Annotated in this window: 8 protein-coding genes and 1 pseudogene; 4 read left to right on the top strand and 5 right to left on the bottom strand. The window is 73.3% G+C overall.

What is annotated here, in order from left to right:
• Positions 1-356 precede the first annotated feature (356 nt).
• A complete protein-coding gene (locus FRAQA3DRAFT_RS34125; protein ID WP_009739381.1) occupies positions 357-893 on the top strand; it encodes a hypothetical protein in 537 nt (178 codons plus the stop codon).
• Between the two features lie 1,298 nt (positions 894-2,191).
• Here FRAQA3DRAFT_RS34125 and FRAQA3DRAFT_RS12430 read toward each other — a convergent pair.
• Positions 2,192-3,127, bottom strand: a complete 936-nt coding sequence (locus FRAQA3DRAFT_RS12430) for an aldose 1-epimerase family protein (RefSeq protein ID WP_009739380.1) — start codon at positions 3,125-3,127, stop codon at positions 2,192-2,194.
• Between the two features lie 272 nt (positions 3,128-3,399).
• On the opposite strand from FRAQA3DRAFT_RS12430, the gene FRAQA3DRAFT_RS12425 reads away from it, so the two are divergent.
• Positions 3,400-3,915, top strand: a complete 516-nt coding sequence (locus FRAQA3DRAFT_RS12425; RefSeq protein ID WP_009739379.1) for a nitroreductase family protein — start codon at positions 3,400-3,402, stop codon at positions 3,913-3,915.
• A 39-nt stretch (positions 3,916-3,954) separates the two neighbouring features.
• Here FRAQA3DRAFT_RS12425 and FRAQA3DRAFT_RS12420 read toward each other — a convergent pair whose 3' ends face one another.
• From FRAQA3DRAFT_RS12420 to FRAQA3DRAFT_RS12410, 4 genes and pseudogenes are all read right to left on the bottom strand, one after another.
• Complete coding sequence (locus tag FRAQA3DRAFT_RS12420; protein ID WP_009739378.1) at positions 3,955-5,124, bottom strand: amidohydrolase family protein; 1,170 nt, start codon at positions 5,122-5,124, stop codon at positions 3,955-3,957.
• Positions 5,125-5,548: 424 nt separating this feature from the next.
• Positions 5,549-6,454 carry a hypothetical protein gene (locus tag FRAQA3DRAFT_RS37160; RefSeq protein ID WP_009739377.1) on the bottom strand — a complete coding sequence of 302 codons (906 nt, stop codon included), beginning with the start codon at positions 6,452-6,454 and terminating at the stop codon, positions 5,549-5,551.
• A 1,051-nt stretch (positions 6,455-7,505) separates the two neighbouring features.
• Positions 7,506-8,498, bottom strand: a pseudogene (locus FRAQA3DRAFT_RS37155) (Hsp70 family protein); the annotation flags it as partial.
• Between the two features lie 10 nt (positions 8,499-8,508).
• Positions 8,509-10,020 carry a fibronectin type III domain-containing protein gene (locus FRAQA3DRAFT_RS12410; protein WP_009739376.1) on the bottom strand — a complete coding sequence of 504 codons (1,512 nt, stop codon included), beginning with the start codon at positions 10,018-10,020 and terminating at the stop codon, positions 8,509-8,511.
• A 309-nt stretch (positions 10,021-10,329) separates the two neighbouring features.
• On the opposite strand from FRAQA3DRAFT_RS12410, the gene FRAQA3DRAFT_RS12405 reads away from it, so the two are divergent.
• Positions 10,330-11,310 (top strand): MoxR family ATPase, encoded by a 981-nt coding sequence (locus tag FRAQA3DRAFT_RS12405; RefSeq protein WP_009739375.1) that lies wholly within the window; start codon positions 10,330-10,332, stop codon positions 11,308-11,310.
• Positions 11,311-11,361: 51 nt separating this feature from the next.
• Positions 11,362-12,480, top strand: a complete 1,119-nt coding sequence (locus tag FRAQA3DRAFT_RS12400) for a DUF58 domain-containing protein (RefSeq protein WP_369809460.1) — start codon at positions 11,362-11,364, stop codon at positions 12,478-12,480.
• The last annotated feature ends 239 nt before the right edge of the window (positions 12,481-12,719 follow it).

Genomic DNA, 12,719 nt, shown 5'->3' with positions numbered 1-12,719 from the left:
CGACGTCGGTCGACGTCGGTCGACGTCGGTCAGCGGCGCCATCGGCGCGGTCAGCTGGTCGTCGTCCAGTGCGTCGAGCAGATCCGCCACGGCGCGGCGCTGGTCCGCGGCCGCTGCGAAGACGCCCTCGCGCTCCATGCCCTCATCCAACCATCCACCCGCGGGCCGGCGGCCCTGACAACCCTCGTCACCGCACCGGTAGACCCACGGCTACCTCGCCCGCGTCCGCTGAGCAGGCCACCGTCGACCACGGACCGCCGTGATCGGTGAGGTCCCTATCCGAGCATTCGGCATACGTGCAACTTTCTATCCGCACCTGCAAAAATTCTGCTTTTAAACTCCACAGATGCTGATTAATGGTGCGGCCGGAGGGTGGGCGGGTCATCGAACGCGGACATGGCGACGGCGCCGCGAACGCCCTCCGGTCGGAGGGCCGGCGATCCGTCCGCGGCGAGCAGGCCGTGCTCTGGCTGCTGCCGACCTGCGTTCTGCTGGCGTCGTCGGCCTACGGGGTGTTGCTGCTGCTCGGACCGTTCGTGAAGACGGTCGGCGGTAGCGAGGCGACCTACGGCGCACTGTGCGCCGCGGCGGCGGTGCCGACCGCCGGCGCTCTCGCCCTGCTGCTGCGGTTTCCGTGCACCGTGCCACCGCATCTGCTGCTGGCCGGGTCCTGCGTGGTGTACGCGGGCGCCGCTGCGCTGATGGCCGGGGTGCATTCCCGCAAAGCCGCGCTCGTGGTCGCGGCGATCGTGCTGGGCACGGCCTGGGCGGTGACGTACACGGCGGCGTCGATGATCGCCTCTGATCTCGCCTCGGACCGCCCGCAGTTCCCGGGCTGCTGCTCCAGCACAGGGTTGAGTCCGATGCCGAACTCCCAGTATCGCCGCCGCTGATGGTGGAGACGACGTCCGGCTTGAGCTTGAGAAGCTCCTCCATGTTCACCTTGCCGTCGCCCCGGAAGGGCTCCGGAAGGTCGTTGACTCCCGGGTAGACCTTCCGCAGGAAAGGGATCGTCTTGACATTCTGGGGGATGGCCACCAGTTTGTCGCCGACGCCGAGCATGATGTCGGTGACGGTGTGGGCGGGAAACTGCTCGGCGATCCGATCGATCTTCATCGGGACGGTCGCCTTTTCCCCGGACGTGCTGGTCACCACCTGGGTGGTGGGCGCGGCCGGGCTGGCGTCCGAGGAGGAAGCCGCAGCCGGCGGCCAGTGCCGCCACCGTTGCCGCCAGTCCCAGGGTCAGCCACTGCCGGGACACGGTGGGTCGGGACAACGCGCGGGAACGCATCGTCGCCGGCCCGGGCGCGCTCATGCGACCGCTTCCCGGGCGACCTTCGGCGGACGGGAGATGGGGCGAGTCGTGGGGACCGCCGCGATGGGTCGGCAAACCCACCGGGATGCGTCGCGAAAACAGTGCCGAGCGTGATGCCACGTTCTTTCCTCGCCGGGCGAATAGGTTCGAGGAAACAAGTGGTAATTACCTGCGCATGGACGGTGTGCGCAACGGTGTCAACCGCGAACGAGCGGGCGATGCTTCGGCGCATCCGGACTCCGCGGAAGCAGATGGAATGCACCATGGTCTCCGCATCTGCGTCTACAACGTAGACGTGGGCCCTGATCTGCGGAACTATTCAGGCTGCTGTCGAGCGGAAGCCTGGTTCAGGCGGCCGTGGCGCCGGTCGGCCCGGCCTCGGCGGCCGGAGTCGGCGGGTCGGATCGCGCGAAAAATCTTTCGAAAATGAATCCTGGGGGGACGAGATTAAGTAATGAGCCCATTGGGCCGAAAGATCGTACGTTGCGTGGCCGGTTGGTGGGCGCGGTCCCGGCGTCGCGGCCGGGTGGCGCGTAACGAATTCGTTTTTTCCGGGTGCGCTGAACGTAACGTGCGCGGAGGGATGGTCCGGGATATGTTCGATCCCGTTCTCGTCCGGCCAGGGCGAGGTGGTCGTCGGTGACGGCGGGGCGGCCGGCTGCGCGCGCCGGCCGTAGCGCGGGCCGCATCCGCACCTGCGGCGCCGAACGGGTAAGTGTCGCCGCATATATCCACCCCGACCGCGTCCGACGATGCCGGCGGCCGGCCGGGATCGGCCGGGTGGCGAGGCGCCTGCACCCGGAGCGCCCGCGCGGGGATCGGCTGCCTTTACCCGGGCAGGTTCAGCACTCGGGCAGGTTCAGCACTCGGGCGGGTTCAGCCGAGGGTGGGCTGGATGCCCCAGGTCCCGCCGACGCTGTCGGCGGGATCGAGGACCCGCAGGCCGTCGCCGCTGTTGAAGGCGTTCGCCGGGCACGTCAGCGGTTCGACCGCGATGCTGCGCCGCCGCTCCTGCGGGCTCAGCGTGTCCCCGGTGAAGACCTGCACGTACTGCCAGGTCTCGTCCATCCAGACCGTCACCGATCCTCCGCCCGGTGCCGAGAGCCGCACGCGTGATCGTCCGTCCGGGTCGCGGTCGAGGTCGGTGTAACAGGTGTCCAGGGCCAGGGAGCCGACCGGGCGTGGCCGGCGGAAGTCGAAGGGGCCGCCCGCGACCTCCTGCGCGCCGGTCGGGATCGAACGGTCGTCGGTCTCGAGCCTCGTCCCCGCCGGGATGGTGAGTTCGACGTCGTCCGCCCGCACCGTCGACCCGTCCGTCCCGACGATCATCAGGTAGGGGTGCGCTCCCATGCCGACAGGCGCCGGTTGACTTCCCAGGTTGGTCGCGGTCATCGTGACGGTGAGGCCGTCGGCGCCGAGGTGGTATTCCGTGGCGAAGCCGATGGCGAAGGGGTAGCCGCTCTGGGCGCGCAGGATGAACGTGGCGCGGACCGCGGCCGGACCGAGGCGCTCGAGCTCCCAGGCCGACCAGCGGGTCAGACCGTGGCTGGCGTTGCCGAGCGCCACCTCGTTCACCGGGAGCTGATGGGTGGTGCCGCCGAACGTGTAGCGGCCGTTCGCGATCCGGTTGGGCCACGGAAGCAGCAGCTGCCCGCGTCCGCGGCTGGCCATCGCGTCGGCGTCGTAGCCGTCGAGGACCGGGGCAGCACCGATCCGGTACTCGCGCAGGCCACCGCCGACCTCGGTGATGGTCACGCGGCTGTCTGCGTGCACGAGCTCCACCTGTCGCCCGGACGGCGCCAACGCCTCCACCGCGTCCTCCCTCATGCCTGCGCGCCACGCCCGAGACCGACCGGTCGGCAACAGGGGGGCGCCTTCTGCGCCAAGTATCCCGACCCCGGGTCGAGATCGGTGCCGCCACCGGCGTCGCCGGGCCTGTGCCATCCGTTCCGGCTCCCCTGAGCCGAACAGATGACCTTCTCGTGCTCTCCCGTCCGATCCCGGCCGGGGCGAGCACGCGGGGCATGAGAGTGCCGGGGGGCGGTCATCCGGCTCGGCGCTCCGGTTCCATTAGGGTCGATGGTGTGCAGACCTGGGATGCGATCCGTGCTCGTCGCAACGTCCGCAGTTACCAGGACCGGCCCGTGCCGGCCGGTGATTTGGAGCGGATCCTGGAGGCCGGCTGGCGTTCGCCCTCGGCGTCGAACCGGCAGCAGTGGGACTTCGTGCTCGTCACCGACCGGGCGGTTCTCGGCGAACTGGCGACGATCTGGCGCGGTGCCGGTCACATCGCGAGTTCGGCGGCGACGATCGTGTTGGTGCTGCCCGAGCCGGAGACGGAGCGCTACCGACTCATGGACGAATACGATCTTGGTCAGGCGACGATGCTGATGCTGCTCACCGCGACGGACCTCGGTATCGGTGGCGGGCACTCGGCTGTCGGCGACCAGGAGGCCGCCCGACGGATTCTCGGCGTGCCTCCCACCCACCGCGTCGCCTACATGATCGGCCTGGGCTATCCCGGCGACGGGCCGCTACGGCCGGTGGAACGCCTCGACCGTCGCCCCTTCGACGAGGTCGTCCATCGCGGCCACTGGTAGTCGGGAGGTCGCTCCGGTGCCGAACTGCGCACGGGTTGGTCAGCGGTGGCCGGTGGCGAGTCGGGCGGCGAGCGCCGGGAACAGGGCGAGCGCATTGTCCCGGGCGATCTTGCGGCGGGCCGGCGGGGTCAGCGCCGGGTCGGCGAGGAACGCGTCGCGGCCCGTGAGCACGGTGTCGGCGGGTACGGCGTTGTAGTCCGAGCCGTAAAGGATCCGGTCGGCGCCGATAGCGGCCAGCAGCGTCGGCGTGCTGTACGGGGACATGGGTCCGGCGGTGTCGACGAAGAAGCGGCGCAGCGTCCGGTCGACGGTGGCGAGGTCGGTGCCGTAGCCGAGGCTGCGGGCGAGGGCGAGCCGGGCGGCCTGGTACGGGAAATAGCCGCCACCGTGGGCGAGGATCCACCGTATCCGCGGATACCTGTCCAGCACACCGTTGACGACGAGCTGCACGGCCGCGCGGGTCGTGTCCGCCAGAAAATCGGCGACGAACGCCGGAACGGCGACACCGGTGGCGCCGGGCAGATTGAACGGATGCACCAGGGCGACCGCGTCGCGCGCGTTCAGCTCGGCCATCACCGGCTCCAGTATCGGGTCCCCGAGGTAGGTGAGGCCGTCGTGGGCCATGAGCAGGACGCCGTCGGCGTGCAGGGTGTCGTAGGCGTGGCGGATCTCCGCGACGGCGATGTCCGAGGTGGCCCGGGGAACGTACGCGAGCAGACCGAACCGGGTGGGATGCTCGCGGGCCACGGCGGCGATCGAGTCGTTGGCGAGCCGGGCGAGTTCCGCGGCGAGTGCGGGCGTCGACGTGAACTCGCTCGGGATCGCCGCGGACAGCACGGCCGTCGCGATGCCGCCGCGGTCCATCGTGTCGAGCGCGGCCGGCAGGGACCAGTTCGCGAACGGCGGGCCGCCCACCGGCGGCAGCTGCCCGTGTGCGACGAGCCATGCGCGGACCTCTGCCGGCATCGCATGGTGGTGGACGTCGATACGCCCGGTCGCCCCGGTTCGGCCGCGATCGTCCGTGCCGGCCGGGGCGGCTGCCGCGGCCGCGGCCGGCGCGCCCACCACGACGGTGCCCCCGGCGACGGCGCCCCCGGCGATGGCCGCCGCGGCTCCCGCCGCGATGCCGACGGCGGCCCGCCGGCTCGGCCCGCGGCGCGGGCCGTCGTCCGACTGGCTCCCGGTACGTCCCCCGATTTCACTGGACAATTTCCCTGCTCCGTTTCTGCACGATCTTGTTCGCGTGCCTTTCGTGGCATTGCGTTCGCGCTCGCCGCCGTGGTGGAGGTCGGCGCAAAAGCGTCGAAAAATGGCTTCATTGATCGACGGAGAGCTGTGCGGTGACGTTTCCCGGGGTGCGATGCCTCCTGGCCGTCGCGCATGGCGAGCCAGGCGGCGGGTTGTCGGATTCGCCGAGAATCATCTTAGGATCCGACGGTGGATGGGCGCGAAAAATGTCGCGTACCGTACCGACGGCAAGCACCGGTGAAGCGTTTCCGTGATTATCCGGGGCGGTTCGGGGTCATCTGAGCAACTCGCCTGCATTGTTACGATTGTGGCGTTTGCGGGCTGTCGGAGAACGACGGAGGTCCGGTCGGCCCCGGCCGCGCGCATTCTGCCGGCGGGTGGTCTGTCAGCGGGCCTGGCCGGGGCGGATGGTCCAGGCGGCGGGCAGCGGTCCTGGCGCGCCGGGCACGCTGCCGACCGCCGTCAGGGCGGCCCCGGACGCCGACACGCCGACAAGGTCGACGCCACGGGCGTCACCGGCGCCGGGGGGTCCGCCGGCATCGCCCCCGGTGCCGCCGGACCCGGGCGTGCCGGTGATGGCGTCCTCGGCGGTCCAGCGACCTCCGGCCGCGTCGACCAGCCATATCCGTGGCTGGCTGCCGCCCGAGGCCGGGACCGCGCCCACGGCGACGGGACGGCCGTCGGGGCCCCGGGTGAATCCACTGACCTCGGCGTCGGCGGTCAGGTCGGTGTCGACATCGGACCAGGAGGTGCCGTCGGTGGATCGGCGCACCCGCGCGATCGTGCCGCCGCCTTGCGGTTCCTGGCCGACGGCGAGCAGCCCGCTGCCGGCCAGGTCCACCACCCGGTCCAGGGCCTGGGTGCCGAGGCCGTCGACCCCCGTGACGGCAACCCGCCGCCAGGAGCCACCGTCCTCGGATGTCCAGACGGCGCCGTCGCCCTCGCTGTCGGCGCCGTCGTCGCGGCCGACGGCCAGCAGCCGGCCGGCGTGCATGGTCACGTCCTGCATGGCGGCCGCGGTCGCCCGGTCCACGCTCGCCAGCCGCCAGTTCCGGCCCTCGGCGGAGGTCCATGCGACGGCGATGTCCGTCGCATGGGTGCCCGTCGCATGGGTGCCCGTGGCATGGGTGTCCGTCGCATCGGTGCCCGTCGTGGTGGCTCGGCCGACCGCCACCAGCCGTCCGCGGTCGCTGACGAGCCCCGTCACGGCACCCGTGCTGGTGCCCGCGGGCAGCGGTACCCGGACCTGCTGCCAGTCGGCCCCGTCGGCGGTCCACCACGCGGTTGGCACCCGGGCAGCCTGGTCGCGGGAACCGGCGGCGCCGACGGCGACGAGCCCCCGCCGGGCCGGGCCGCGACGGCATGGGCGGCCCCGGCCCGGCTGTCGCCCGCCGCCGGCCCGCCGGACCCGGACCCTGCTGCGGCGGTGCCGGTGAGCAGCGGGCCGCCGTCAGGCGTGCGACGCGGGAGGTCGGCTTTGGCGCGAGCGGTGTCCGCGCGACCTCGGCGCCGGGCCTTTCGGCCGGTCCCGCGGCGGAGTCGACGCCGCGGCCGAGCAGAACGGCCGCGGCGGCGACGACGGCGGCGAGCAGTGCCACGCCGCCGAGCAGCACGGCGCTGCGGCGGCCCGAGCGCCGGTACGCCACGTCACCGCCGGTACGGACGACCAGAGGGTCCTCCCGGTCGGCCAGCGTGATCTCGCGGCGCGTGGTCACCGCCGGCCGCAGCACGAGGTCCGACGGCTTGTCGAGACCCGAGCCGACCAGGTTCACGTCGAGGCGGACTGCTGGCGGGGCGGGGGCGCCGCCACCGCTGACGCCGCCACCGGGGGCGGTGGCGAAGGATGCGACCAGGTCCGCGGCGCGGCGGGCCGTTGTCGATTCCGGCTTCCCGGCGTCGTCCGCCGCCGGGACGGCCTGCGGAGCCCGGGCCCGGGCCCGGGAATCCGGCGCCGGCGGCCAGCCCGATGCCCCGGCGGGGAGAGGGGCGGCGGCGGGTGTCGGAGCTGCGGCGGGTGGCACGGCCGATGGCGGGGACACGGGCCATGGCTGTGACACCGGCGCTGGCTGTGACACCGGCCATGGCTGTGACACCGGCCATGGCTGTGACACCGGCCATGGCTGTGACACCGGCCATGGCTGTGACACCGGCCATGGCTGTGACGCCGGCGCTGGCGGGGCCGGCGGTGGGGGTGAGGCCTGCGGACTGGGGGCGGGCCAGGGCGCGGCGGCGGGAGCGGCCGGGGCGCCGGCTGGCGGGGCGGCACCGCCCGTCAGCCGCGGGCCGGCGGCGATGGCGGCGCCGAGGCAGACGGCGAGCTTGGGATGGGCGTCGACGGCGACCGGGACGCCCAGGCTGGCCTGCAGCATCCGTGCGATCATGGGGAGCTGGCTGGAGCCGCCGACCAGCAGGATGCGGTCGAGGTCCCCGACGTCGACCCCGGCCGCGCGCACCGTCCGGCGCAGCGCATCGATCGTGCGCAGCACCAGGATCCGCACGGCCTCCTCCAGGTCGTCGCGGGTGAGGGCGACGACCCGGTTGCAGCCGGGCAGGATGACCGGGATCTCCGCGCGGTCGTCGTGGGACAGCGCCTCCTTCGCCGCGATCGCGCCGGCGTGCACGGCGGCCAGCGCGCGGGCGGTCGCCGGGTCGGCGCCGTCCTGTTCGTACCAGGCGGGTCCGACCGCCCGGCCGATGTGGTCGAGCACGGCCTGGTCGATGTCGACCCCGCCGATCTCGTCGTCGCCGCCCGGATCACCGCACAGGTCGAAGCCACCGTCGGTCTTGCGCAGCACCGTCGCGTCGAAGGTGCCGCCGCCGAGGTCGTAGACCCCGAGCAGCGCGCCGGGGCGTAGCCGCTCCTGCGCCGCGTAGTACACCGCCGCCGCGGTCGGCTCGGCCAGCAGCCCGACCCGGTCGAGGCCGGCCATGCCCGCGGCCTGCTCCATCAGCCCGCGCCGGTGGTCCGACCAGGTCGCCGGGCAGGTCAGCAGAACATGGCCCGGCGCCTGCGACTCGCGTTCGGTGACCTTGCCGACGACGAAGCGGATCATGTCGGCTACCAGGTCGGTCGCGGTCACCCAGGTGTCGGCCAGCATGATCGGGGTGTCGTCGCCGAAGCGGCGCTTGAACTCGCGGACGACGCGGGACGGTTCCGTCACCGCCCGCTGCTCCGCGGCGTCGCCGACGAGCAGCACGCCGTCGTCGCGCAGGAACAGCACGCTGGGGACGGCCGTGGCGCGGGAGCCGAGCTCGACCGTCTCGGCCCGCCCGTCCCGCCAGATCGCACCCGCGGTGAAGGTGGTGCCGACGTCGATGCCGAGGGCGTAGGCCATGCCGCTGCGCTCAGTCGCCGTAGGGATCGCAGCCGGCGTGCACCTGGGCCAGGTTCTCCTTGTTCGCCTTGCAGAACTGCGCGGCGTCCGCCTTGCTGGTGAAGTTGTCGGTGTAGAGGGCGATGAACCCGCCGGTGCGGAAGTTGGCGTGCAGCCGGGTGGAGGCGTCGGTGTCGGCGACGAAGACCTTTGTGTCGACGGTCCGGGCGACGTCCGCTCTGAGCTGGAGCGGAATCTCGCTGGTCACCTCGTAGTGATCGGCCTTGGCGAAGATCTGGTAGACGACGTATGCCAGCCGTGGCTCCTGCGCCGCGGGAGTGGTCGGCCCGTCCGGGGTGGGGCTGATCGGCCCGGTCGGGTCGCCCGGACCCGGGGTGGGGCCGGTCGGGGTGGGTTCCGGGCTGGCAGGCGACCCCGGCGTCGGTTCCGGCGTCGGCGTCGACGGTGTCGCGGGTGGAGACGGTGTCGGCGCGACGGAGACGCCGGCCTGGGCGCAGCGCCGCTCGGAGGGCTCGGACATCCCCGAGTCGTTGACGGCGACGAGGCGGAAGCACGCCTGCTCGCCGCCGCGCAGCTGCGGCCAGTCGTAGGCGCTCAGGGGCGCCTTGCGTTCGGTGGCGTCGGCGACGAGATCACCGTCGAGGCGTTCGACCTGGTAGCTGCGCGCTCCGGGAATCTGAGACCAGGTCAGGCGGACGGCGCCGGCTTCGCCCTCCCGCGCGTCGAACGCGGTGGGCTTCATGGGCGGCGCGCCGGGAGTCGTCGTCTCGTCCCGCGGCGTCGACCGGCTCAGCAGGACCACCGCCGCGGCGGCGCCGACCAGCGCGACGCCGGCGAGCGCGGCGACGGCCCGCGACAGCACCGGCACGTGCTCGAACGAGACCTCCACGAATCCCTCGGCGATCGCCTCGCCGGGATCGGTCTGGCGGGTGTAGGTCAGGCGGACCCGCTGGCGCGTCAACGCCCCGGTCATCGCGGGCCGGCTCGCGCGCGCCTTGAGGTAGGCCACGCCCGTCTCGCCCGGATGGACCACCAGCTCGGCCGGTGCGAGCGCGAACCCGAGCGTGCGGCGTTCGTCGGTGGCGGCCAGCGCCAGCCGGGCCGGCGCCGTCCCCCGGTTCTCGAACCGGGCGGTCCACCGGCCGACCCACCGGCCGCGGGCCACCTGTGGTTCGAGCGAGGCGACGATCTCGTGGATGGCGCCGACGGCGAGATCGCCCTCGGCGACCGCCGCGCTGCCCGGGTCGTCCCGGGAGACGCAGCGCAGCGCGAACGGCAGGGTGCCCGCCGGCGTGGCGGGCCCCGCCGGCGGCCGGAACAGCAGCTGGACGGTGCTCTCCCCGCGGCGGATCACCGACAGGGTGCTGGGGATGACCTCCGCCCAGGCCGCCGCGGGTCCCAACACGTCAAGGGCGTACTGCTCGACGAGGTCGGAGGAGTTTCGCACCGTCGCCGTGGTCCGGACCGTGTCGCCGGGACGGACCTGGAGCTGGGTGTCTCGCAGGACGAGAACGGGGTCCATGTCGCTCCGCGGGGGATCGGGATGAGGCGGGAGGGCCGCACGGGCGGGCCGCGGACTGGCCCGGCGGCCGTGGCGGACACCGTACGGCCGGGTGGGCGGCCGGGGTGACGGTCGCGGGCGGTCCCTGCCCCCCCGGCCGGCCGTCGGGTCCCCGGGGGCGAACGGGGCTGCCCTTTCGGGACCCGTCGCGCCCGGTGGGCGCCACCCGGCGGATCCGGCTCCTACGCTCGCTGGCGTGATGATCCGCACGGCCGGAACCAGGGCCATGACCGACACCCCCGGCGGGCCGGGCGCATCCGGGAGCGGGTCGTGACCCGGCCGCCGGCGAGCGCGCCCGAGGCCACCTGGTTCGGCGAGCGCTTCGACGCCCTGGTGACCAACATCGGCCGCTTCATCCGCGGCAAGACCGAGGTCGTGCGGCTGGCGCTGGTGTGCATGGCCGCCGAGGGCCACATCCTCATCGACGACGTCCCGGGCGTGGGCAAGACCTCGATCGCCAAGGCGATCGCCAACTCGATCGACGGGTCGATGCGGCGCATCCAGTTCACCCCGGACCTGCTGCCCACCGACGTCACCGGCGTGCAGATCTGGAACGCCGAGGCCCGCGAGTTCGAGTTCTCCCCGGGGGCGGTGTTCGGCAACCTCGTCCTCGCCGACGAGATCAACCGGGCGTCCCCGAAGACCCAGGCCGCGCTGCTGGAGGTCATGGAGGAACGTCAGGTGACGATGGACAGCGTCTCCTTCGCGGTGCCCCGCCCGTTCGTCGTCATCGCCACGCAGAACCCGGTGGAGCACGGCGGCACCTACGACCTGCCCGAGGCGCAGATCGACCGGTTCATGGCCCGGCTGCACGTCGGCTACCCGAGGCACGAGGCCGAGGTGGAGATCCTGGCCAACCGGGCGGCTGGCATGACCGCGGAGTCGCTGAGTCCGGTGGTGTCCGTCGCCGAGGTGCAGCAGATGATCGACATCGTGCGGCGGGTGCACCTCTCGCCGGCCCTGCTCGGCTACGTGGTCACGATCACCGCGGCGACCCGGCGGATGACCGAGCTGCGCCTGGGGGTCAGCCCGCGCGGAGGGCTGGCCCTCACCCAGGCCGCCCAGGCGTACGCGGCGGCGGCCGGGCGGTCGTTCGTCACCCCGGAGGACGTCAAGACCCTCGCCCCCTACGTGCTGGCCCACCGGATGCTGCTGCGCCCGGAGGCGGAGCTGTCCGGCGCCAGCGCCGAGAGCCTGCTCGGCTCCATCACCGCGTCGGTCCCCGTCCCGGACCAGCGCGTCTCCTACTAGCAGGCCGAGGCCGGGGGTGGACTCGCCGTGATCACGAAGTCCGGCGTCGCCATGGCGGTGGCGGCGGTCGTGCTGAGCCTCGCCGGTTGGCTGCTGGACTATCCGGAGCTGCTCGCGCTCGGTCTCGCCGCGGCCCTCGCGCTGCTGTTCGCCGGCGGGTGGATGCTCGTCACGCCGGACATCTCCCTGTCCCGGGAGATCCATCCGCCGCGGGTCTTCGAGGGGGAGGGCGCGCGGGCCCTCATCGCGGTGACGAACGTGTCCCGGCGGCGCAGCCCGCCGATCCTGGCCGCCGAGACCGTCGGGGACCGTACCGTCGCGGTGGCGCTGCCGAGCCTCGCGCCGGCCAGCCGGTTCCAGGCGGCCTACCCGCTGCCGACCGACCGGCGCGGCGTGTTCGAGGTGGGCCCGCTGGTGGTGGGGCACGGCGACCCGCTGCGGCTGCTCCACGCCGGGCGCTCCTACCCGTCGACGTCGCTGCTGCGGGTGCATCCGCGCATCCATCCGGTCGACCCGCTGCCGACCGGCGGGTCGCCGGACATGGACGGCCCGACCAGCGCCACCGCCCCGCAGGGCGGCGTGGCCTTCCACAGTCTGCGCGAGTATGTCCGGGGGGACGACCTGCGCCTGATCCACTGGCGGTCGGCGGCCCGCACCGGAAAGCTGATGGTGCGCCACAACGTGGTCCCGAACGAGCCCCGGATGATGGTTCTCCTCGACACCAGCGAGGACCCCTACCGCGCGGACTACTTCGAGGACGCGGTCCGGGTGGCCGCGTCGCTGGTGGTCTCCGGCGCCACGGCTGGCTTTCCCGTCGAGCTGCACACCACGGGCGGGGTGCGGGTCGTCGCGGAGAGCCGGCACGACGCCCCGGCGGTCCTCGACGCGCTCGCCGGGGTGGCCCACGCCGCGGGCGATCCCGGCCTCGCGGCGCTGACCCGGCTGGTCCCCGGGGAGGAGGGGGTCGCCCTCGGGGTCGTGACCGGCCAGGCGCCGGGCGCCCGGATCGCCGCGGTGTCCGCCGTGCGGGCCCGGTTCGCGATGGCGAGCGTGGTCTGCGTGGGGGAGGAGCACGGCCGGCCGGGGCCGGCGGTGCGCGGCGCCGTCGTCGTCAACGTACGCGGCAGCGAGGACTTCGCGGCCGTATGGAACGGGCGGGTGCGCCGATGACCCCCCACACCGAGTGGAACGCGCCGGAGGACCGCTCCGCCGAGGACACCCAACCACTGCCCGTCATCGGCATGCCGCCGGCCCCACCGCCACCCTCCACGCCACCCCCACCACCTTCCGCACCGCCACCGGTGCCCTCCGCACCACCGGCACCAGCCGCACCACCGGCACCAGCCGCACCACCGGCACCAGCCGCACCACCGGCACCAGCCGCGCCACCAGCACCAGCCGCGCCACCG

This window comes from Frankia sp. QA3, from assembly GCF_000262465.1.
Taxonomy (GTDB): Bacteria; Actinomycetota; Actinomycetes; order Frankiales; family Frankiaceae; genus Frankia.
Note: the sequence above shows the minus strand (reverse complement) of the source record. Positions and strands in the feature narration are given on the sequence as shown.